Source organism: Micromonospora sp. NPDC049559 (genome assembly GCF_040676675.1).
GTDB lineage: Bacteria > Actinomycetota > Actinomycetes > Mycobacteriales > Micromonosporaceae > JBFAPK01.
The window spans coordinates 136,466-156,905 of the sequence record NZ_JBFAPK010000006.1 but is presented as its reverse complement, the minus strand read 5'-3'; the positions used below and the strand labels follow the sequence as shown (position 1 = coordinate 156,905).

Here is a 20,440-nt window from a genome sequence, read left to right as displayed (position 1 = left end):
CGGGCCGGCCGGCGCGGCCGTGGCCGCCCGGCCTCGATCCTCACGGCCGCTCGGCCGCGCGCTTCGCGTACGCCGTGATCTTGTAGTCGAGCACCGCCAGGTCCTGCTCCAGCTCGGCCATCCGGGCCAGGACCCGGGCCCGGTGCTCCTCGAAGAGCGCGATCCGGGCACGGAGGGTGTGATCGCCCTGGCGGGCGAACTCCGCGTAGCGGCGCATGTCGCGCACCGGCATTCCGGTGCGGCGCAGCCGGGTGAGCAGTACCAGCCAGTCGAGGTCCTGCTGGGTGTACCGCCGCCGGCCGGCCGAGTCGCGTCCGACCGGCGAGACCAGCCCCTCCTGCTCGTACCAGCGCAGCGTGTAGGCGGTGAGGCCGACCCGCTCGGCGGCCTCGCCCACGGTCCATGTCATTTCGTCCAGGCGCGTATCCACCCTACGAGAGTGGCAGCCCGGGCCGGGTCGCTGTCAATCGCCATCCACGATCGCCGATACCCGCCGTCCCACGGCCACCCGCCGACACCCGCTGTCCCGTCAGGACCGGACACCCGCCGTCCCGCGGCACCTACCGTCACGTCCCCGTTGCCCGCCGGCAAGATTTCATCTAGCGTTGAGTTCATCAGGCGATGAATTTCCTCCGGGAGGGCACATGGACACCGCGATCGAGGTCCGCGACCTCGTCGTCGAGCGCGGCCGGCGCCGGGTGCTGCACGGCATCAGCTGCGACATCCCCAGCGGCACGGTCACCGGGCTGCTGGGCCCCAGCGGCAGCGGCAAGACCACCCTGATGCGCGCCATCGTGGGCGTGCAGACCGTCGCCGGCGGCACGGTCACCGTGCTCGGCGCGCCCGCCGGCTCCGCGCCGCTGCGGCGCAAGCTCGGCTACCTCACCCAGTCGCCCAGCGTCTACGCCGACCTCACCGTGCGGGAGAACGCCCGCTACTTCGCGGCGCTGTACGGCCTACGCGCCGCCGAGGCCGACCGGGCGGTGGCCGACGTCGGGCTCGCGGACGCGGCCGGGCAACTCGTCGGTACCCTCTCCGGCGGCCAGCGCAGCCGGGCGTCGCTGGCCTGCGCCATCATCGGCCGGCCCGAGCTGGTCATCCTCGACGAGCCGACGGTCGGGCAGGATCCGGTGCTCCGGGCCGACCTGTGGGAGAAGTTCCACGCGATGGCCGCGGCCGGCACCACCCTGGTCGTCTCCAGTCACGTGATGGACGAGGCGGGCCGCTGCGACCGGCTGCTGCTGATCCGCGAGGGCCGGCTGATCGCCGACGACACCCCGGCCGCGGTACGCGCCGCGGCCGGCACGGACGACCTGGAGCAGGCGTTCCTGCGGCTGATCCGGGACCGGGAGGCGGCGGCGACCGCCGGCGGCCCGGCCGGCGCCGGCGCCTCGGCCGGGAGGGCGGCCCGATGAACCCGCGGATCCTGGCGGCCACCACCGGCCGCATCCTGCGCCAGCTCCGCCACGACCGGCGTACCGTCGCCCTGCTGGTGGTGGTGCCGGCCCTGCTGCTGACCCTGCTCTACTTCATGTTCGCCGACCTGCCGACCCCGCCCGGGCAGCCGAACCCCTTCGACCGGGTGGCACTGGTCATGCTCGGCGTCTTCCCGTTCGTGGTGATGTTCCTGGTGACGAGCATCGCCATGCTCCGCGAGCGGACCACCGGCACCCTGGAGCGGCTGCTGACCACCCCGCTGAGCCGGCTCGACCTCCTCTTCGGGTACGGCATCGCGTTCGGCCTCGCGGCGGCGGTCCAGGCCGCCGTGGCGGCGACGGTCGCGTACCTGCTCTTCGGGCTGGAGACGGCGGGCAGCACCGGACTGGTGATCGTGATCGCCGTGGTCAACGCGGTCCTGGGCGTGGCGCTCGGGCTCTTCTGCAGTGCCTTCGCCCGGACCGAGTTCCAGGCCGTACAGTTCATGCCGGTCGTGGTGGTCCCGCAGATCCTGCTCTGCGGCCTCTTCGTGGCGCGCGACCAGATGGCGGACTGGCTGCGGGTGGTCAGCGACGTGCTGCCGCTGTCGTACGCGGTCGAGGCGCTGCAGGAGGTCGGGGCGCATCCGGAGCCGACCGGGCTGATGTGGCGGGACCTCGCCGTGGTCGCCGGGGCGGTGGTGGTGGCCCTCGTGCTCGCCGCGGCCACCCTGCGGCGGCGCACCGGCTGAGCCGGCTGAGGACGGCGCACCGGCTGAGGCACCGGCCGAGGGCGACGCACCGGGTGAGGCACCGGCCGAGGGCGACGCACCGGCTGGAACACGGCCCCGGCCGGGGCGGAACAGCGAGACGAAGGACGGCGATGGCACGACGGAGCGGACGGCGCCCCGGCAACCCCGACACCAGGGAGGCGATCCTCGCGGCGGCCCGGGAGGCGTTCGCCGAACGGGGCTTCGACGGCGCCTCGATCCGCTCGATAGCGACCGGCGCCGGGGTGGACCCGGCGCTGGTCCACCACTACTTCGGCACGAAGGACCAGCTCTTCCTCGCCACCATCGACGCACCGTTCGACCCCCGGGAGATGCTGCCGCAGGTCTTCGCCGAGGGGCCCGACCGGGTCGGCGAACGACTGATCCGGCTCTTCCTCGGCGTCTGGGACTCGCCGTTCGGCACCGCGGGCGTGGCGCTGCTGCGCTCGGCGGTCAGCAACGAGTGGACCGCCCGGCTGATGCGCGAGTTCCTGGTCACCCAGATACTGCGGCGGGCGATGAGCCAGCTGGAGCTGCCGCCCGACGAGGCGCCGCTGCGTACCTCGCTGGTCGCCTCGCAGCTGCTCGGGCTGGCGATGGCGCGGTACGTGCTGCGGCTGGAGCCGTTGGCCTCCGCGCCGGCGGAGACGGTGGTGGCGACGGTCGGCCCGACCGTGCAGCGCTACCTCACCGGCGCCCTCCCCGACACCGCCCACCACAGCTCCAAGATCGGCGACTAGGGGCCCTCGGGCTTCGTCGGTCCGCCGGCCGCGCCCCGGCGCCCGCCGTCGCCCTGCGGCCGTACCCGTTTGGGCCGGCCGGAGCCGGCCTCCGGCCGCTGCCGGGACCGCTGGCGCCGCCGCCACCGCCCCGCCAGGTCGTGTACCACCACGTCGGAGATGGCGATGCCGAGCAGGATCAGGGCGGTGATCACCGTGACCGCCACCGACGGCACCAGCACCATCAGCGGCCCCACACCGACCAGCACCACCAGCCAGCCGAGCCGGGACCACGGGACGCGGCCGAAGACCTCGTACTCGAAGGTCATCCGGCCGACCAGGAAGAGCGCGGGCCCGCCCATGATCAGGCCGATCCAGCCGGTCGCGGTCGTCACGGTGGGGGTCTTCAGGACGACCTCGAAGCCGGCCGCGGTGGCGACGATCCCGGCCACCATGATCAGGTGGGTGTAGGCCGCCCAGCGGGTGGCCCGCGCCGGCGACCGGGTGATCGCCGTCCGCAGGAAGGCGCCCGCCCGGTAGACGTAGATCTGCCAGAGCAGCAGGGTGGTGGCGAACGCCGCCAGGAACGCGACGATCCGCGCCCCGGCGAACCCGCTGTCGCGCAGCCGCAGCGTCGGGACCAGCACCATGTCGCCCAACGCCAGGATGACGAACTGCTGGTACCGCTCGCCGAGGTGCTCGCTGCCCTTGTCGTACTGGGCCAGCGGCACCCGGCCGATGAACGGCGTCGGGTAGCGGAGGCCGCTGGAGACGTAGTCGATCAGCAGGGCGAGCGCCCAGAGCCAGGCCCGCGCCGTCCCGCCGGCGAGACCACCGCCGATCCAGGCCACCCCCGAGACCATGAACCAGAAGAGGAACCGGGCCGCACGGGCCTGGGCCTCGTGCCCGCGCAACGCGCTGACCAGCAGGATCCCGCGTACGAAGTGGATGGCCACGTACGCGGAGGCGAAGAGCACCCCGTGACCGTCGAAGGCGGTCGGCAGCGCGGCCGTCATCAGTACGACCCCGACCATCGTGGTGCCGACGACCAGTTGGATGAAGGGACGTCCGGGATCGTAGAAGTCGGTCAGGATGGTGGTCACCGACCAGGTCCACCAGATGGCCATGAGCAGCAGCAACGAGTGGACCGCGCCCGGCAGGGTCACCTGGCCGGCCAGGCGCATCGAGAGCAGGGCGAGCGCGGCGACGTAGACGACGTCGTAGAGCAGTTCCAGCAGGGTCGCCCGCGCTGGTGCCTCCGGGTTGCGCAGCAGCCGGCCCGCGCCCGTTTCCGTCATCGATGAGCCCCGCCCCGCGCCGCGGCCACTCGCGGGTGAACCGTCCGCACTGACCGGAATGTCGGCGTCCTGCCCAGTGAACCAAACCGCGGCGGCCCGTGCGGCCGGAACACGGCGATCCGCCGGGGCGAGCCCCGGCGGCCGGCCCGCGCGGTCAGCGGGTCTGCTCCAGCCAGGAGGCGTAGAGCAGGCCGTAGACGGAGGACGGGTCGCGGACCAGCTCGTCGTGCGGGCCGCGCTGCACGATCCGGCCCTTGTCCACCACGATCACCTCGTCGGCGGCCTGCGCGGTCGAGAGCCGGTGCGCGATCGCCACCGTGGTCCGGCCCCGGGTCACCGCGTCCAGGGTGCGTTGCAGGCGCACCTCGGTGGCCGGGTCGACCGCGCTGGTCGCCTCGTCGAGCAGGAGCAGGTCGGGGTCGGCCACGTACGCCCGGGCCAGCGCGACCAGCTGCCGCTCCCCCACGCTCAGCGCCTCGCCGCGCTCCCCGACCGGGGTACGCAGTCCCTGCGGCAGCCCGGCCACCCAGTCGGCCAGGCCGAGTTCGACGAAGGCGTGCTCCAGCTCCTCGTCGGTCATCCCCGGCCGCCCGAACCGGACGTTCTCCGCCACCGTCGAGTCGAACATGAAGCCGTCCTGCGGCACCATCACCACCCGGGAGCGCAGCGAGGCGAAGCGGACCCGCTCCAGCGGTACGCCGGAGAGCAGCACCGTTCCGGCGGTCGGGTCCATCAGCCGGGTGAGCAGCTTGGCGAAGGTGGTCTTGCCGCTGCCGGTCTCCCCCACCACCGCGATCCGGCTCTTGGCCGGGATGTCGACGGTGACGTCCGCCAGCACCCGGGGGCCGCCCGGATAGGCGAAGTCGACGTGGGTGAAGCGCACGTCCAGCGGGCCGGCCGGCAGGTCGACGCCCTGCTCGCCCGGGTCCGCCACGTCCGGGGCCAGGTCCAGTACGTCGAGCACCCGGCGCCAGCCGGCGATCGCGTTCTGTGCCTCGTTCAGCACCTCGGTGGCGATCTGCACGGGCTGGATGAAGAGCGAGACCAGGAAGACGAACGCGGTGAGCTGCCCCACCGTCAGTTCGCCGCCGACGCCGAGCCAGACACCGATCCCGACCACGCAGGCCAGCGCCAGGCCGGCGGCGAGTTCCCCGGTGGCGGAGCCGAAGACGCTGATCAGGATCGAGCGCTGCTGGGCGCTGCGCTGCGCCTCGATGGCCTCGTCGAGGCGGGCCGCCGTCCGGGCCGAGACCCCGTACGCCCGGATCACCGGAGCCCCGACGACGCTCTCGGCGATCGTGCCGAGCAGGGCGCCCATCCGGCGCCGCACCGTCGCGTACGCACCGGCGAGCCGGCGCTGGAGCAGCCGGATCACCACGATGGCGGGCGCGAACGCCGCGAAGACCACCAGGGTGAGCTGCCAGGAGTAGACGGCCATCACGACGGTGGTGACGGCCAGCTGGCCCAGGTTCACCAGCAGGATCACCCCGCCCCACTGGAGGAACTGGGTGATCTGGTCGACGTCGCTGGTCACCCGGGAGACCAGGGAGCCGCGCCGCTCCGACTGCTGGTGCAGCATCGACAGGTCGTGCACGTGCCGGAACGCGCGGACGCGCACACCGGCCAGCGCGGTCTCGCTGACCGTGAAGAGCCGCCGCATCATCAGGTACCCGCAGAGGGTGGTCACCACCAGCACCGCGGCGGTGAACGCCACCACGCCGCCGACCACGCCGAGGTCCGGGCCGCCGGGCACGGTCAGGCCGTGGTCGATGCCCTGCTGGACGGCGACCGGTACGGCGGCCCGGCCGATCATCGACACCAGGGCCAGCCCCAGCGTGCCGGCCAGGCCGGTACGCAGTTCGGGCGAGAGCGCCAGGCCGCGGCGCAGCGTGCGCCAGGTCCCCTCGGCGGCTTCGGACGTCTCCACTGCGGCGCTCACGCGGTCTGCACCTCTTCGTTCTCCACGGCCAGGTCCCGCTCGGCCTCTAGTTCCCGCTCCACGGCCCGGCGTACGCCCGGCCCGCTCTCCGGCTCCCCCGGCGCCCGGCCGGCCGGCTCGACCCGCTCGTACCCCAGGTCGCGTTCCCGGTCGGCCTCGGCCTTCTCGTACGCGGTGACCAGGTCGGCGTAGCCCGGCGTGCTCGCCAGCAGCTCGGCGTGGGTGCCCCGGGCGACCACCCGGCCCTGTTCGACGTAGACCACCTCGTCGGCGAGCGCGATGGTGGCCCGCCGGTACGCCACCACCAGGATCGACGTGCCGCCGCCCGGCTCGGCACCGCCCGGCTCGGCACCGCCCGGCCGCCCGCGCAGCCCGGCGAGGATCGCCGCCTCGACCCGGGGGTCGACCGCGCTGGTCGCGTCGTCGAGCACCAGCAGCCGGGGACGGCCGGCCAGCGCCCGGGCCAGCGTGAGCCGCTGCCGCTGGCCGCCGGAGAGGGAGGTGCCCCGCTCGCCGACGGCGGTGCCGAGCCCGTCGGGCAGCGCCGCCACGAAGCCGGCGGCCTCGGCGAGCCGCAGCGCGGCCCAGGCGTCGTCGTCGTCGATCCCGGCCCGGTCGAGGGTGATGTTGGCGCGGATGGTGTCGTCGAAGACGAACGGCACCTGCGCCACCAGCGCGGCGGTACGCGCCAGCGAGCCGGCGGTGAGCGTGCGCAGGTCCACCCCGTCCAGGCTGACGGTACCGGAGTCGGGGTCCACCAGCCGTACCGCCAGCGCCGCGATGGTGGACTTGCCGGAGCCGGTCGGGCCGACCAGGGCGACGGTGCGGCCGGCCGGGACGGTGAACGAGATGTCGTGCAGCACCGGGGCGTTGGTGACCTCCGGGTCGGCCGACTCGTAGGTGAAGCCGACCCGGTCGAAGGTGAGCGTGGCCGGGGCGCCGCCGCGCGCGTCGAGCTCGGTCTCGCCGTACGGCATCTCACCGGTGGCGGTCAGCACCCGCTGCACCCGGTCCCAGCCGGCGACGCTGCGCGGCAGCTCGGCCAGGACCCAGCCGACCGCGCGGACCGGGAAGGCCAGCACGGTGAAGAGGAACGCCACGCTGACCACCTCGGTGACCGAGACGGCGCCCTGGCGCAGGCGCAGCGCCCCGACGATCAGGACGGCCAGGGTGCCGATGCTCGGCAGCGTGTCCAGCATCGGGTCGAAGAAGCCGCGCAGCCGGCCGACGGAGATCAGCGCGTCGCGCAGCTCGTGGGCGCGGGCGGCGAACCGCTCGGTCTCCTGCGCCTCCCGGCCCATCGTCTTGATCACCAGGGCGCCGTCGAAGCTCTCGTGCGCGATGGCGCTGACCTCGGCGCGCAGCCGCTGGGCGCGGGCCTGGCGCGGCGCCATTCGCCGGGAGTAGACCACGTTGAGGGCGAAGAGCCCGGGGAAGATCGTGCAGCCGACCAGGGCGAGTACCCAGTCCGTGGCGAAGAGCGAGATGATCGCGCCGGCCAGCATCACCACGGTACCGACCGCGAAGGGCAGCGGCGCGATCGGGAACCAGGCCGCCTCCACGTCGGAGTTGGCGTTGGAGAGCAGGGTCCCGGTGGCGTGCCGGTGGTGCCAGGACAGGGGCAGCTCCAGGTAGCGGCGGGTCACCCGGCGGCGGTACGCGGCCTGGAGGCGGAACTGCATGTAACCCGCGCCGAGCCGCCGGCCGAAGACCCCGACCACCCGGAGCAGGCTGATCCCGAGCAGCGCGGCGGCGCTGAGCGCGACCACACCGAACGCGGCGTGCCCCGAGGTGATGGCCGGTACCGCCACCCGGCCGACGACGGCGCCCACCACGTACGCGTTGACCACGATCAAGAGGCCGAAGAGCACGCTCCCGGTGACCGCGAAGGTGAAGATCCGGGGTTGTTCCCGGATCGCCCGGCCGAGCACCCACAGTCCCCTGCCGAGCACATCCCGGCTTGTCTTGGTCGTCGCCACAGTTCCCCCGCGGTAAGCGTCAGTTCTCCACCTAATCCTTACCGAACCGACTGCTTGTGACGACCTCTTAATGATTATGTCGGGTGTCACATGCCCCGCCGACGCGCCAGGGGCACCGGGACCCGCGCCCGCCCGCCCGACGGGCCCGGGAAAACGCGCTTAGGATCGGGCTCATGGCCCGGTACGCACGTTCGGAGCGCGAGTCGCTCGCCGACCTCCTGCTCGCCCTCGGCCCGGACGCGCCGACCATCGACGAGGGCTGGGTGGCCCGCGACCTCGCCGCGCACCTGGTGATCAGGGACCGGCGCCCGGACGCCGGGGCCGGGGTGATCCTGCCACCGCTGCGCGACTACGGGGAGCGGATCCGGCTGGCCGCGACGCGCCGGCCGTACCCCGAACTGGTCGACCAGGTCCGCCGGCCGCCGTGGTGGAGCCCGGTCAGCAACCGGCTGGTGGACGAGCTGACCAACACCATGGAGTTCTACATCCACCACGAGGACCTGCGCCGGGCCCAGCCGGACTGGCAGCCCCGGCAGCTGCCGGCCGAGCTGCAGGCCGCGCTCTGGCGGCAGGTCGGGCCGCTCGCCCGGATGAGCCTGCGCCGCGTGCCGGGGCGGCTGCTCGTCCAGTCACCCGGGTACGGCGAGTTCTCCGCCGGCAGCCGGGGCGAGGTCGCCCGGCTCGTCGGCGCGCCCGGCGAGCTGGCACTCTTCCTGTTCGGACGGCAGCGCGTGGCCCGGGTGCAGCTCGTCGGCTCCCCCGCGCTGGCCGAGCGGCTGCGCACCGCCCGGCTCGGCTTCTGAGCGCCGGGCCGGAGGGTCCGACCCGCCGCTGGCGCCGATCGGCGCAGCGGGGACACCGACCGTCGCAGGAACGCAGCACGCCGTTACGGACATAGCCTACTTTGGATACGCTTCGCGCCGTACGCTACGTCCGCATCGCTCGCTCCCTCCGGATGCCGTCCGGCGACGTCGGCCCGCGGCCTCCGGCCCAGCTTGGCTAACCATCGACAGCGAGACCTGACCGCGGGGAGGTCACGGGCGGGATTGCCAGATGCGCCGGCGGCGAACCAGCACACGGCGGTGTCCCACGAACCGGTAGCCACGGACCGCCCGTCCGGTCCGCACCGTCCACAGGGGATCCTCGGCGCACCTGCCGTCACCACGGCATCCCGATCCGTCTGCCCGGCGTCGGAAGATCGCGCGACAGGAGGCAACATGCGGAGATTCGTCACCGGCGCGCTCGCCGAACCGCCGTACCCGGCGCGGGTTAACGAGCGGGCCGGTGCGGTCGGCCAGCGGTCCGCCGAGTGGGCGATGGAGCTCGGGCTGGTCTCCACATCGGACGCCGCGCAGCGGCTGGACCGGGCGAACGCCGGCGACCTGGCCGGGCGGGCCTGCCCGGACGCCGGGCCGGAGCAGCTCGCCCTGCTGACCGACCTGATCACCTGGCTCTTCTCGTTCGACGACAGCTGCGACGACGACGGGCTCGGTGCCGACCCCGGCCGGCTGGCACCGGTGGTGGCCCGGCTGCTACAGGTGTTGGAGCGGCTCGGCGGGCCGGTCCCCGCCGAGCTGCTCGACGCCACCGGACCGACCGGCACCGCCCTGCACGACCTCTGCCGCCGCGTCCGCGACCAGCACCGGCCCGTCCTGCTGCTCCGCTTCACCCGGCAGGTGCGCGAGTACCTGCTCGCGCTGCTCTGGGAGGCCGCGAACCGCAAGCACCACCGGGTGCCGGGCATCTCCGAGTACGTCCAGTACCGCCGGCACACCGGCGCCGTGTACCCGAGCTTCACCCTCACCGACATCGGGCACGGGGCGGAGCCCGACGCGCCCCGGCTGGCCGATCCGCGGTTGTCCGAACTGGAGGCGCTCGCCGCCGACCTGGTCTGCTGGTGCAACGACGTCTTCTCCTACGACAAGGAGCGTCGGCTCGAAACCGACGGGCACAACCTCGTGTTGACCATCGCCCGCGAGGCGGGACAGGACGAGTACGCCGCCCTGGCCGAGGCGGTCCGGCGGTTCAACACCGCACTGGCCGCGTACGACCGGCTGGAGACGGCCGTGCTCGCCGAGGGCGATCCGGACGTCACCCGGTTCGCGGCCGCCCGCCGGTGCTGGATCCGGGGCACCTACGACTGGTCGCTGGGCGCGAGCCGCTACCAGTGACCGCCGGTGGGCGGAGCGACAGGCGGACGGGCGCGCGGGCCGGCGGGTGGGCGGGCCGGCAGGTGGGCGGGCGGGCCGGGTCGGTGGGGTCAGGGCGCCACGCGGGCCACGGCGCCCGTCTCCAGGGCCACCCAGAGCGCGCCGTCCGGCCCGGCCGCGATGCCGTGCGGCTCCGACGCCGGGCTCGGCAGCTCCCAGTCCCGGATCTCGCCCGCGGGGCTCACGTGCCCGATCCGGTTGGCGCCCCACTCGGTGAACCAGCACCCGTCCCCGAGACCGGCGACGATGGCGTGCGGACGCGCGGCGCGGTCGGGCAGCGGGAACTCGTCGATCCGGCCGTCCGGCGTGATCCGGCCGAGTTGACCCGCGCCGATCTCGACGAACCAGAGCGCGCCGTCGGTACCCCGGGTGAGCCCGACGGGCCCGGCGGCCTCGGTGGGGATCGGGTGAAGCGTCGCCTCGCCGTCGAGCGAGAGCCGGCCGATGGCGTTCGCCTGGTTGAGGGTGAACCAGAGGGCGCCGTCCGGACCCGCGGTGATCACCGAGGGGAAGCCGCCCCGGGTGGGGAGCGGGTACTCCGTGACCTCGCCGTCGGTGGTGATCCGCCCGATCCGGTCGGTGTTCATCTCGGTGAACCACAGCGCGCCGTCCGGGCCGGCCGTGACGCCGTACGGGCCGGCATCGGGCGACGGGAGCGCGAACGCGGTCGCCGTGCCGTCGGTGGCGATCCGACCGACGTGGTGGTCCCGGCGGGTGAACCAGAGCGCCCCGTCCGGACCGGTGGTGATCACCATGGGCCCGCTCGCGGCGTCGTCCAACCGGTAGCGGTCCAGTTGGCCGTCGACGGTGAGTCGGGCGATCTCGCCGGCGTGGACCAGGGTGAGCCAGAGCGCGCCGTCCGGGCCGGCCGTGACGCCGTACGGGCCGGCGCCCGGCTCGACCAGGCTCAGCTCCCGGATCGACGGCGCGGAAGGCTGCTGCATGAGTCGGGCCCCTCCAACGAGATCAAGTGTCGCGAGAACGCTGGCACGTCCGGGTCCCGCCGGCAAGCGATATCTCCGGTCATCGACGCCGGAACGTCCGTGCTCAGGTGGGCGTCCGACCGCGGCGCCTCAGCTGCCGTAGCCGACGACGAGCGCCAGTCGCAGATAGTCCCAGACCTCGCCGGGGAGCGCGCCCCGGGTGGCGGCTTCCGCTCCCTTGGCCTCGATCCTCGCGTACACGGACGACAGCGTGGCTCGGTCACCTTCGGTCAGCTCGTCCATCAGCGTCTGCCACCGCGTCGCGAGTGCCTGTACCGCAGGATCGGCCGGGTCCGTCCCCTCGGCCAGGTGGACCCGAAGCTGCTCGGCGAGAGCCGCGCAGCGGACCTGCCACTCGGCGAACCGCCGAGCGAACCCGGGCTCCTGGTGTCGCTGCTTCGCACGCGCCAACTGGTTGGGGGTGAAGTGGCTCCGATCCATCATGTTCTCCATCGCTTCGAGAAGCTCGTCGATTGCCGGTTCCGCGCTCTGCTCGACCGCGCGCAGCAGCGCGCCCAGCCGGTACCGCAGCTGCCGTTGCCAACGAAGGTGCTGGTCGACGTGAGCGAGCTGCGCCCGCACCACCGCCTCGAACGTGCCGACGTCACCGTCCAACGACTGGACGATCTCGCTGAGTGGTATCCCGAGCTGACGCAGCGCCACGATCCGGTACAACCGCCGCACGTCGTCATCGGTGTACCAGCGGTGCCCGGCGGGCGAGCGCCCCGCAGGGCACAGCAGCCCGATGTCGTCGAAGTGCCGCAGCGCCCGTACCGTCAGCCCGGTCGCGGCGGCGAGCTCACCGATCTTCCAGCGTCGTTGGCCCATGTGCCGCACCGTATTGGCTGACGCGACGGAAGCCGCAAGCCGCCGGCCCGGCCACGGTGCACCGACGGCATCGGCGGCTCGACGAGGGCGGGTTCGGATCCGGCTATTCGACCAGGTGAAGCAGCAGGTTGGGCGAGCCGGGACCGGGGTCGGTCACCACGCCCGGGGTCGCGTTGGCCACCAGGTGGTCGCGGACCTGGCGCGGGGTCCAGGTCGGGTGCGCCTGGAGCACCACGGCGGCGGCCCCGGCCGCGTGTGCCGAGGCCATGGACGAGCCGCTGATCGTGTTGGTCGCCGTGTCGCCGGTGTGCCAGGCCGAGGTGATCAGCCGGCCGGGCGCGAAGAGGTCCAGGCAGGTTCCCGTGTTCGACGACGAGGCCCGGGTGTCGGTGGCGTCGGTGCTGGCGACCGTGATCGCGGCCGGGATCCGGCCGGGCGAGAAGCCGCACGCGTCGGTGTTCGAGTTGCCGGCCGCGACGGTGTAGCCGACGCCCGAGGCGATCGAGTTGGCCACCGCGCTCTCCAGGGCCGCGCTGATCGCGCCGCCGAGGCTCAGGTTCGCCACCGCGGGCCGCACCGCGTTGGCGGTCACCCAGTCGACGCCCGCGATGACGCCCGCGGTGCTGCCGCTGCCGGCGCAGTTCAGCACCCGTACGGCGACGAGTCGTACCCGCTTGGCGACCCCGTGCGCGGTCCCGCCGAGGATGCCGGCCACGTGCGTGCCGTGACCGTTGCAGTCGTCGGCGGAGCCGCCGTCCACCGCGTCGAAGCCGCTGGTCGCCCGCCCGCCGAAGTCGGCGTGGCTGAGGCGGATACCGGTGTCGACCACGTACGCACGTACGGAGGCGGCGGTGTTCGGGAAGGCGAAGGACGAGTCCAGCGGCAATCGGCGCTGGTCGAGGCGGTCCAGCCCCCAGGAGGGCGGGTTCGGCTGGACACCGGCCGCGAAGACCGTCCGGTCCTGTTCGACCCACGCGACCGCCGGGTCAGCGGCCAACTGGCGGGCGGACGCCTCGCTGGTCCGGATCGCGAAGCCGCGCAGCGCCGCCCCGTAGACCCGGGTCACGGTGCCCCCGTACCGGCGGGTCAGGTTTCCCGCGGTGCCCGCCACCTGGGCGGACGCGGCGGCAGCCCCGGTCGCCCCGTCACGCGGCACGGTCACGGTGGCCCCGTCGCGCGGTACGGCTCCGGCCGTCCTGTCGCGCAGTACGACGACGTAGCTGCCGGCGACGGCGGTGGCGCTGCCCACGTACCGGATGGCGCCGGCGGGCGCGGCGGCGGCCGGGGCGGCGAGCGCCAGCGGGGCCACGACGGCGACGGCCAGCGCGCCCGCACGCCGGCGCCGGCCGCGAGGGCTGCGGAAGTTCATTGTCGCGCTCCTTGGTTCAATCAGGTCGCTGGACAGGGGCTTCGGCGGAGGGCAGGGCATGGTCTGGTTGCTGTTGGCGGGCGCGATCCTCACCGAGGTGACGGCCACCATCTGCCTGCGGCTCTCGGCGGGGTTCACCCGGCCGCTGCCGTCGGTGGTCGTGGTGATCGGTTACCTCGCCGCGTTCGCCCTGCTCTCCCAGGTGCTCAAGCGCGGCCTGGCGGTGGGGGTCGCGTACGGGATCTGGTCGGCCGTGGGGGTGGCCCTGGTCGCGCTCGTCGGCGTGCTCTTCCTCGACGAGGCGCTGACCTGGGTCCAGGTCGTCGGCCTGGTGCTGGTCATCGCCGGGGTGGCCGCGCTGCAGCTCGGCGCCGCCCACTGAGCGACCGGGAGGCCCCCGGGTGGGCGGAGCGTCATCAGCTCCCGTCGCACCCGGAGGCCCCGGTCGTCACCCCGCGTCGGGCGGGGGTCAGTTCACCACGAAGAGCAGGCGGTTGGGCGAGCCGCTGCCGGGGCTGCCCACCACGCCGGTGGTGGCGTTGTTGACCAGGTAGTCGCGGACCTGCTGCGGCGTCCAGCCCGGGTTGGCCCCGAGCACCAGCGCCGCCGCGCCGGCCACGTGCGGCGAGGCCATCGAGGTACCGCTGATCGTGTTGCTCGCGGTGTTGCTCGTGTACCAGGCCGAGGTGATCGACGAGCCGGGCGCGAAGATGTCCACGCAGGTGCCGTAGTTCGAGTACGACGCGCGCGCGTCGGTGCTCGTCGTGGCGCCCACCGTGATCGCGGCGGGGGTCCGGGCCGGCGAGGAGTTGCAGGCGTTGGCGCTGGAGTTGCCGGCCGCCAGCGCGTAGGTGACGCCGGAGGCGATCGAGTTGGCGACCGCGTTGTCGAGCGAGGTGCTGGCGCCGCCGCCGAGGCTCATGTTCGCCACCGCGGGCTTGACCGCGTTGGAGGTGACCCAGTTGACGCCGGCGATCACGCCGGTGGTGCTGCCACTGCCGGAGCAGTTGAGCACCCGTACGGCGACCAACCGGGCCGCCTTGGCCACGCCGTACGTGGTGCCGGCGACGGTGCCGCCCACGTGCGTGCCGTGGCCGTTGCAGTCGTCGGCGGAGCCGCCGTCGACGGCGTCGTAGCCGCTGGTGGCCCGCCCGCCGAAGTCGTTGTGGGTGAAGCGCAGACCCGTGTCGATGATGTACGCCCGCACGTTGCTGGCCGTGTTGGGGTAGGTGTAGGACTGGTTCAGCGGCAGGTTCCGCTGGTCGATCCGGTCCAGGCCCCACGACGGCGGGTTGGTCTGCGTGGCGCTCGCCGTGAAGACCTGGTCCTGCTCAACGTAGGCGACCTCCGGGTCGGCGGCGAGCCGCCGCGCCTGCTCGTCGCTCATCCGGGCCGCGAAGCCGTTGAGCGCGGCGCCGTACGCGTGGGTCACCTTGCCGCCGTAGTGACCGGTCAGCAGGACCGCCTTCCCCGGGACGACGGAGACGGCACGGGCGCTGCCGGCCTTCGCGCCGACCGAGGCGTCCTTGAGGACCACGAGGTAGCTGCCGGGCACGGCGTTGGGGCTGTCCGCGTACCGGATGACTCCGGTCGCCGGGGCAGCGGCCACCGGACCGGCGGTGGCCACCGCGACGGTGGCGACCGCCGCGAAGATGCCGAGCGCCAGGCGGCGGGTGTACCGCATCTCTGGGAGTTTCATCTCCCGCTCCTCCCTGATCCGACCTCTGGGTGTAGGTGATCGATAGGAGTCTATTTGGCCCGATCGGCCGACCGGCATCTCGGAAGACTCATATCACCGGGCCACGGGGCGGCCACCCGAACGGGCGGACCGACCGGCATAGCCGCACGCCATCGGAGGCGAGGGCTAGCCGGATCGACCGGCCAGGCCCTACCCTGCGGTAACCGCAAATCAACGTGACCGCGATCACGTGAACACCCCCGAAGGCGGATACTTACATGGCCTTGGATGTACCATATCAGTCCATTCCGGACATGTTCTTCAAACGCGTGGCGGCCACCCCTGAGGCTGACGCGTTCGCCCGGCCCGCCCCGGACGACTCGGGGCCGATCTGGTCCAGCTGGGCCGAGATCGGGCGGCAGGCCAAAGCCGTCGCCGCCGGGCTCCACTCGCTCGGCGTCGGCCACGAGGACCGGGTGGCCATCCTCGCGAGCACCCGGATCGAGTGGATCATCACCGACCTCGGCGTGATGTGCGCCGGTGGCGCCACCACCACCATCTACCCGACCACCGAGCCGCAGGACGCCGTCTTCATCCTCGCCGACTCGGGCTCCCGGGTGCTGGTCGCGGAGAACCCCACCCAGGCCGGGAAGATCGCCGACGCCGAGCTGCCCGCGCTCACCCACGTCGTGCTCATCGACGGCCCGGTCGACCCGGACGCGGCCGTACCTCAGCTCACCCTCGCCGAGCTGGAGGAGCGCGGTACGCGGGCGCTGGCGGCCGATCCGGAGCTGGTCGACCGGATCGCGGCCGAGGTACGCCCCGACCAGCTCGCCACGCTGATCTACACCTCCGGCACCACCGGCCGGCCCAAGGGCGTCGAGCTGCTGCACGCCGGCTGGTGCTGGGAGGGGGTGGCCCAGGAGGACCTCGACATCCTGCGCCCCGACGACCTCCAGTACCTCTGGCTGCCCCTGTCGCACTCGTTCGGCAAGTCGCTGCTCTGCGGTGTCCTCCACGTCGGGCTCCCCACCTACGTCGACGGGCGCCTGGACCGGCTGGTGGACCTGCTGGGCGTGGTCCGGCCGACGCTGATGTGCGGCGCGCCCCGGATCTACGAGAAGGTCTACAACCGCGCCGTCACCACGGCCCAGTCCGGCGGCGGGGCGAAGGCGAAGATCTTCGCCTGGGCGGTGCGTACCGGCAAGGCGAAGGTCGCTCTGGAGCAGGCCGGCCAGCCCGTGCCGGGCGGGCTCGCGCTGCGGTACCGGCTGGCCGAGAAGCTGGTCTTCGCCAAGTTGCAGGCCCGGCTGGGCGGGCGCATCCGGATCCTGGTCTCCGGCTCGGCGCCGCTCAGCGAGGAGATCAGCGCCTTCTTCGCCGCGGCCAACCTGCCGATCCTGGAGGGCTACGGCCTGACCGAGTCGAGCGCCGCCAACTTCTGCAACCGCCCGGAGCGGCTCCGGATCGGTACCGTCGGCCAAGCCCTCGGCGACCTCGAATGCCGGATCGACACCGACGGCGAGGTGCTGCTCCGCGGCGCGCCGATCATGCGCGGCTACCACAACCTGCCCGAGGAGACCGCCGCCGCGCTCACCCCGGACGGCTACCTGCGCACCGGCGACATCGGCGAGCTCGACGCCGACGGGTTCCTGCGCATCACCGACCGGAAGAAGGACCTGGTCAAGACCTCCGGCGGCAAGTACATCGCGCCGTCGATGATCGAGGGCATGTTCAAGGCGATCTGCCCGTACACCTCGCAGGCCGTGGTGGTGGGCCAGTCCCGCAACTACTGCACGATGCTGGTCACCCTGGACGCCGAGGCGATCGGCGCGTGGGCCGCGAACGGCCCGCTCGCCGGCCGCGACTACGCCTCGATCGTCACGGCGCCGGAGACCCGCGCGCTGGTCGACGGGTACGTGAAGGAGCTGAACGCCCGGCTCAACCGCTGGGAGACCATCAAGAAGGTGACCATCCTGCCGCGCGACCTGACGATCGCCGACGGCGAGATGACGCCGTCGCTGAAGATCAAGCGTCGGGTGGTGGAGGCCAACTTCGCCGCCGAGATCGAGAAGATGTACGAGGGGACGCTCGCCTCGATCTGACCGCCCGCCCGTCGGCGCCCGCCGGCGTACCGCCACCGGTACGCCGGCTCAGGCGCCGCCGCGCAGGTCGGTGAGGCGCTCCGGTACGAAGGCGACGTCGTCGAACGAGACCCGGCAGCCCTCGCCCGTCGGGGACTGCGCCTCGAAGCCGACCCGGACCGGCGCGGCCGGATCGCCGAGGCGGAAGTAGCGCACCAGCGACCAGCGCGAGCCGTCGACACCCGCGTGGAACGCCCACGCCGGGCCGAGCCGGGAGACGCGCAGGCGGATCGGCTCTCCGTCCGGAACCTCGACACCATTGGCGTCGTCGGAGACGTCCCGCGTCACCACCGACACCACCATCGGCACCCCCTGCGGCGAGCGCTCGTAACAGAGCTTCGCCCAGCTGCGCTCGCCGGCCCAGACCAGCAGCGTGCCGGCGTCGTAGGCGGCCGCGAAGCGGACGCCGATCCGGGCCCGCAGCTGGAAGTCGCCGTCGGGCGGGGTGCCGAGCAGGCGCGGGGCGCCGAGCGAGGGCTCGCCGCCGGCCGGGTCGACGAAGAGATCGGTACGGGCCGGCGCGTCGACGAGGAGCGAGCCGGCCCCGTCGGAGCGGCAACCGGCGGGCGGGACGTCCCAGCTCAGTGACATGGGCAGCGCGGAGAGTGGGATCTGCATCCCGGTCACTGTGCCACAGCCCGCCAACCGGTGGGGTACCCGAACCGGGGCGCCGGCTGCCGGCCGGCGGGCTTCAAAGCGGGAACGACCGGGTAAACGATGGGCAGGGCGCGGCTGGCCGGCGGCGCCAGCGGGACGAGGGGGCGAGCGACGATGGTGGCCTGGGTGGCAGCCCATGTGGAGACCGGCGCCCTGGTGATCGCGCTGACCGGCCGATGGGGCATCGGGCGGGCGAGGGCGCTGCGTCGGGCGGTGCTCCGCTACACCGCGAACCGCCCGTCGTCCGTCGTCGTGGTCGACCGCGCGGGACCCGGGCGCGGCGCGTCGGGGCGTACGGTCTCGGCGCTGCTCCCCGCCGTGGTGGTGCGCCGGGGCGACCGCTGGCCCGGCGTCCCGGTCCTGATCTCGGCCCCCGCCGGCGTCCTGACCGGCCTGCTGCGCCGGCTGCCGGGCGGTTCGGCGGCGCTGCGCGCGAGCCTCGGCGAGACCCTGGGACGTATCCGCCCGCACCACCCCTTCCCCGGCGTGCGCCGGGCGCACCTGCGGCTCGCGCCCACGCCCGGGGCGGCTGCCTCGGCCCGCCGGCTGGTCCGGGAGTCCTGCGACCGCTGGCGGCTGCCCGCGGCGGTGGAGGCGGGCCAGCTGATCGTCTCCGAGCTGGTGGCGAACGCGGTGGAGCACGCCGGTACCGAGATCGACGTGACGGTCTGCCGGCACCGCCGCCAGCTGCGGATCGCGGTGGCCGACCGCTCGCCCGTGCTGCCGGATCTCGGCCAGCGGCGCACCGCCGGAGACGCGCTCGCCGGGCGGAACGACGGCCCGGACGGGGTCGGCCCGAACGGGGTCGGCTCCGTCGGCGAGCACACCGGACTGGCGGTACGCGGGCGCGGGTTGGCGCTGGTCGCCCGGTACATGGTTCGCGGCGGAGTGCTGCGCGGACCGGACGGCAAGGTCGTCTGGGCCGCCGTGGCGCTGCCCCGGGTGCGCCGGGCACCCCGGCCGGACCGCGCGCTCCGCCCGTTGCGGGGCCGGCTGCGGCTGCCGGACCTGCCCGTCGATCTAGGGCAAATCCTCGTGAGTTAACCTCCAATCACCACGATTTGCCCTAGATCGACGAGTGCGGCGGGTGCCCGAACATCTCCCGGCAGGCGGCCAGGCCCTCGACCCGCACCGCCGGGCGCTCCCGCCGCGCCCACGCCACGCGGGTCAGTCGCAGCCGGTCCGAGACGACGGCCTCGCCGTCGCGCACGTCGACCGAGATGCCGTCGGGTTCGTAGCCGAGCCTGCGGGACACCCCCTGCGAGGCGTGGTTGTCGCGGAAGACGTCGGTGCGCGCGGACTCGGCGCCGAGGTGGTCGAAGGCCAGGGTGAGCAGGCCGATCCGGGCTTCCGTCCCGACTCCCCTGCCGTGGTGCGCGATTCCCAGCCACGAGAATGTCGTGACCTCGCGCGCGACCAGGAAGTCTCGGGCGCGCAGCGTGACCATCCCGAGCGGCTCGCCGCGGTGGAACACCCCCAGCCCGAGCCGCCAGTCGGCGACGCTCCACGCGCCGAGCTGCGCCCAGTGGGCGCGCAACACGTACCGCGCGCGGTCCATCGGGCCGCCATCCGTCCACGGCGTCAGGAACGGCCGTTCGTCCGGGGGATGTACGCCCCGGCCCGCGAGGCGGGCCAGGTCGGCCAACTCCTCCTCGCGGGGCAGGCGCAGCTCCAGTCGCGGAGTGACGATGGTGAGGCCGTACTGGGGCCACAGCTCGGCAAGCACGGGTGCGATCATGACGACCGGCACGACGCCCGCGCCATCGACTTATCGCGCGGTCGGCGGAGCCCTCCGGTCGCCGGTCCGGGCCGACTCAGGGAATCTCTGCCGGCTCGGGCCACCTCGCCTGCCGGGTCGGGCCTCCCCCGCGCCCGGCTCGGGTCGCCTCGGCTGTCGGCTCAGGCCACCTCGTCGAGTTCGACGGTGAAGGCCCAGAGCAGCACGCCCGGCACCGGCGAGAAGTCCCGCTCGGGCGCCCGGACGAAACCGAGCCGGGCGTAGAGCCGCTGCGCCGTCAGCATGTTCTGCTGGGTCACCAGCGCCACGCGGTGCAGGCCCAGTTCACGGGTCCGGTCCAGGCAGGCGCGGACCAGGGCCTCGGCGACGCCGCGGCGCTGCGCGGCGGGGGCGACGGCGAGCATCCGGAACTCGGCCTCCCCCGGGCCGGTGATCTGCGCGTACGGGTTGCCGAACGGCGCGAAGGCGACGGCGCCGACGACGTTCCCGCTCCCGGTGTCGGCCGCGACCAGCAGCTCCGCGTGCTCGGCCCGGGCCGGCACGTCGCCGAGCGTACGCAGGTAGTCCTCGCCTCCGGGCGGCAGCAGCTCGCGGTAGACCTCGACGGTGATCTCCGCGATGGCCGGGTGGTCCGCCGGTACCGCGCGCCGAATCAGGATGTCCACGCCGGGAGCGTACGCCCGCCGGAAGCGGGCCGGCGCGCGTGAGTGCGC

The 20,440-nt window shown here is 73.7% G+C and carries 17 protein-coding genes and 2 pseudogenes; 8 read left to right on the top strand and 11 right to left on the bottom strand.

From position 1 onward, the window contains the following. Positions 1 to 40: 40 nt before the first annotated feature. A complete protein-coding gene (locus AB0J86_RS10690; RefSeq protein ID WP_363855690.1) occupies positions 41 to 409 on the bottom strand; it encodes a MerR family transcriptional regulator in 369 nt (122 codons plus the stop codon). A 235-nt stretch (positions 410 to 644) separates the two neighbouring features. Between AB0J86_RS10690 and AB0J86_RS10685 the strand changes: the two genes are divergently transcribed. The 3 genes from AB0J86_RS10685 to AB0J86_RS10675 all read left to right on the top strand — a co-directional run bounded on the left by AB0J86_RS10685 (position 645) and on the right by AB0J86_RS10675 (position 2,925). Continuing rightward, on the top strand, positions 645 to 1,415 hold the full coding sequence (locus tag AB0J86_RS10685) for an ABC transporter ATP-binding protein (protein ID WP_363855688.1): 771 nt from the start codon (positions 645 to 647) through the stop codon (positions 1,413 to 1,415). Further along, complete coding sequence (locus AB0J86_RS10680; protein WP_363855686.1) at positions 1,412 to 2,167, top strand: ABC transporter permease; 756 nt, start codon at positions 1,412 to 1,414, stop codon at positions 2,165 to 2,167. The genes AB0J86_RS10685 and AB0J86_RS10680 overlap by 4 nt, the downstream gene beginning before the upstream one ends. A gap of 131 nt (positions 2,168 to 2,298) precedes the next feature. Continuing rightward, positions 2,299 to 2,925: a TetR family transcriptional regulator gene (locus AB0J86_RS10675; protein WP_363855685.1), complete on the top strand. Its 627-nt coding sequence runs from the start codon at positions 2,299 to 2,301 to the stop codon at positions 2,923 to 2,925. On the opposite strand, the gene AB0J86_RS10670 is transcribed toward AB0J86_RS10675, so the two are convergent. The 3 genes and pseudogenes from AB0J86_RS10670 to AB0J86_RS10660 form a co-directional block, all read right to left on the bottom strand. After that, positions 2,922 to 4,202 carry a low temperature requirement protein A gene (locus tag AB0J86_RS10670; RefSeq protein WP_363855683.1) on the bottom strand — a complete coding sequence of 427 codons (1,281 nt, stop codon included), beginning with the start codon at positions 4,200 to 4,202 and terminating at the stop codon, positions 2,922 to 2,924. The two genes, AB0J86_RS10675 and AB0J86_RS10670, sit on opposite strands and share 4 nt — an antisense overlap. Positions 4,203 to 4,356: 154 nt before the next feature. Beyond that, positions 4,357 to 6,141, bottom strand: coding sequence for an ABC transporter ATP-binding protein (locus AB0J86_RS10665; RefSeq protein WP_363855681.1), 1,785 nt, complete (start codon positions 6,139 to 6,141; stop codon positions 4,357 to 4,359). Positions 6,142 to 6,260: 119 nt separating this feature from the next. Beyond that, positions 6,261 to 8,093, bottom strand: a pseudogene (locus tag AB0J86_RS10660) (ABC transporter ATP-binding protein); the annotation flags it as partial. Positions 8,094 to 8,293: 200 nt separating this feature from the next. On the opposite strand from AB0J86_RS10660, the gene AB0J86_RS10655 reads away from it, so the two are divergent. Next, the gene (locus AB0J86_RS10655) at positions 8,294 to 8,923 is read left to right on the top strand and encodes a TIGR03085 family metal-binding protein (RefSeq protein WP_363855679.1); all 630 of its coding nucleotides are present in this window, start codon (positions 8,294 to 8,296) and stop codon (positions 8,921 to 8,923) included. Between the two features lie 414 nt (positions 8,924 to 9,337). Further along, positions 9,338 to 10,291, top strand: coding sequence for a terpene synthase (locus tag AB0J86_RS10650; protein WP_363855677.1), 954 nt, complete (start codon positions 9,338 to 9,340; stop codon positions 10,289 to 10,291). 89 nt (positions 10,292 to 10,380) lie between these two features. Here the strand turns inward: AB0J86_RS10650 and AB0J86_RS10645 are convergent, their stop codons facing one another. The 3 genes from AB0J86_RS10645 to AB0J86_RS10635 all read right to left on the bottom strand — a co-directional run bounded on the left by AB0J86_RS10645 (position 10,381) and on the right by AB0J86_RS10635 (position 13,510). Further along, positions 10,381 to 11,274, bottom strand: a complete 894-nt coding sequence (locus AB0J86_RS10645) for a virginiamycin B lyase (protein WP_363855675.1) — start codon at positions 11,272 to 11,274, stop codon at positions 10,381 to 10,383. A gap of 129 nt (positions 11,275 to 11,403) precedes the next feature. After that, positions 11,404 to 12,141, bottom strand: coding sequence for a MerR family transcriptional regulator (locus AB0J86_RS10640; protein ID WP_363855673.1), 738 nt, complete (start codon positions 12,139 to 12,141; stop codon positions 11,404 to 11,406). 103 nt (positions 12,142 to 12,244) lie between these two features. Further along, positions 12,245 to 13,510 (bottom strand): S8 family serine peptidase, encoded by a 1,266-nt coding sequence (locus AB0J86_RS10635; protein ID WP_363855672.1) that lies wholly within the window; start codon positions 13,508 to 13,510, stop codon positions 12,245 to 12,247. A 58-nt stretch (positions 13,511 to 13,568) separates the two neighbouring features. Here AB0J86_RS10635 and AB0J86_RS10630 point away from each other — a divergent pair, with 58 nt between their 5' ends. Continuing rightward, positions 13,569 to 13,892, top strand: coding sequence for a multidrug efflux SMR transporter (locus tag AB0J86_RS10630; RefSeq protein WP_363855670.1), 324 nt, complete (start codon positions 13,569 to 13,571; stop codon positions 13,890 to 13,892). Positions 13,893 to 13,982: 90 nt separating this feature from the next. Here AB0J86_RS10630 and AB0J86_RS10625 read toward each other — a convergent pair. Then, a pseudogene (locus AB0J86_RS10625) lies at positions 13,983 to 15,194 on the bottom strand (S8 family peptidase); the annotation flags it as partial. Positions 15,195 to 15,466: 272 nt separating this feature from the next. Between AB0J86_RS10625 and AB0J86_RS10620 the strand changes: the two are divergent. Beyond that, positions 15,467 to 17,293, top strand: a complete 1,827-nt coding sequence (locus AB0J86_RS10620) for a long-chain fatty acid--CoA ligase (protein WP_363855668.1) — start codon at positions 15,467 to 15,469, stop codon at positions 17,291 to 17,293. A gap of 48 nt (positions 17,294 to 17,341) precedes the next feature. Here AB0J86_RS10620 and AB0J86_RS10615 read toward each other — a convergent pair whose 3' ends face one another. Then, positions 17,342 to 17,950 (bottom strand): DUF1349 domain-containing protein, encoded by a 609-nt coding sequence (locus AB0J86_RS10615; RefSeq protein WP_363855667.1) that lies wholly within the window; start codon positions 17,948 to 17,950, stop codon positions 17,342 to 17,344. Between the two features lie 165 nt (positions 17,951 to 18,115). Here AB0J86_RS10615 and AB0J86_RS10610 point away from each other — a divergent pair, with 165 nt between their 5' ends. Further along, complete coding sequence (locus AB0J86_RS10610; protein ID WP_363855665.1) at positions 18,116 to 19,033, top strand: ATP-binding protein; 918 nt, start codon at positions 18,116 to 18,118, stop codon at positions 19,031 to 19,033. Between the two features lie 22 nt (positions 19,034 to 19,055). Here AB0J86_RS10610 and AB0J86_RS10605 read toward each other — a convergent pair whose 3' ends face one another. Then, positions 19,056 to 19,715 (bottom strand): GNAT family N-acetyltransferase, encoded by a 660-nt coding sequence (locus AB0J86_RS10605; protein WP_363855664.1) that lies wholly within the window; start codon positions 19,713 to 19,715, stop codon positions 19,056 to 19,058. A 173-nt stretch (positions 19,716 to 19,888) separates the two neighbouring features. Continuing rightward, entirely contained in the window at positions 19,889 to 20,392 is a 504-nt protein-coding gene (locus AB0J86_RS10600; RefSeq protein ID WP_363855662.1) for a GNAT family N-acetyltransferase, read from the bottom strand. Positions 20,393 to 20,440 lie beyond the last annotated feature (48 nt).

Bases quoted from the DNA above. Each gene is read 5' to 3' on its own strand.
- AB0J86_RS10645 (WP_363855675.1), bottom strand. From the start codon at position 11,274: ATGCAGCAGCCTTCCGCGCCGTCGATCCGGGAGCTGAGCCTGGTCGAG.
- AB0J86_RS10640 (WP_363855673.1), bottom strand. From the start codon at position 12,141: ATGGGCCAACGACGCTGGAAGATCGGTGAGCTCGCCGCCGCGACCGGG.
- AB0J86_RS10670 (WP_363855683.1), bottom strand. From the start codon at position 4,202: ATGACGGAAACGGGCGCGGGCCGGCTGCTGCGCAACCCGGAGGCACCA.
- AB0J86_RS10635 (WP_363855672.1), bottom strand. From the start codon at position 13,510: ATGAACTTCCGCAGCCCTCGCGGCCGGCGCCGGCGTGCGGGCGCGCTG.
- AB0J86_RS10615 (WP_363855667.1), bottom strand. From the start codon at position 17,950: ATGCAGATCCCACTCTCCGCGCTGCCCATGTCACTGAGCTGGGACGTC.
- AB0J86_RS10675 (WP_363855685.1), top strand. From the start codon at position 2,299: ATGGCACGACGGAGCGGACGGCGCCCCGGCAACCCCGACACCAGGGAG.
- AB0J86_RS10630 (WP_363855670.1), top strand. From the start codon at position 13,569: ATGGTCTGGTTGCTGTTGGCGGGCGCGATCCTCACCGAGGTGACGGCC.
- AB0J86_RS10685 (WP_363855688.1), top strand. From the start codon at position 645: ATGGACACCGCGATCGAGGTCCGCGACCTCGTCGTCGAGCGCGGCCGG.
- AB0J86_RS10620 (WP_363855668.1), top strand. From the start codon at position 15,467: ATGGCCTTGGATGTACCATATCAGTCCATTCCGGACATGTTCTTCAAA.
- AB0J86_RS10690 (WP_363855690.1), bottom strand. From the start codon at position 409: ATGACATGGACCGTGGGCGAGGCCGCCGAGCGGGTCGGCCTCACCGCC.
- AB0J86_RS10655 (WP_363855679.1), top strand. From the start codon at position 8,294: ATGGCCCGGTACGCACGTTCGGAGCGCGAGTCGCTCGCCGACCTCCTG.
- AB0J86_RS10650 (WP_363855677.1), top strand. From the start codon at position 9,338: ATGCGGAGATTCGTCACCGGCGCGCTCGCCGAACCGCCGTACCCGGCG.
- AB0J86_RS10680 (WP_363855686.1), top strand. From the start codon at position 1,412: ATGAACCCGCGGATCCTGGCGGCCACCACCGGCCGCATCCTGCGCCAG.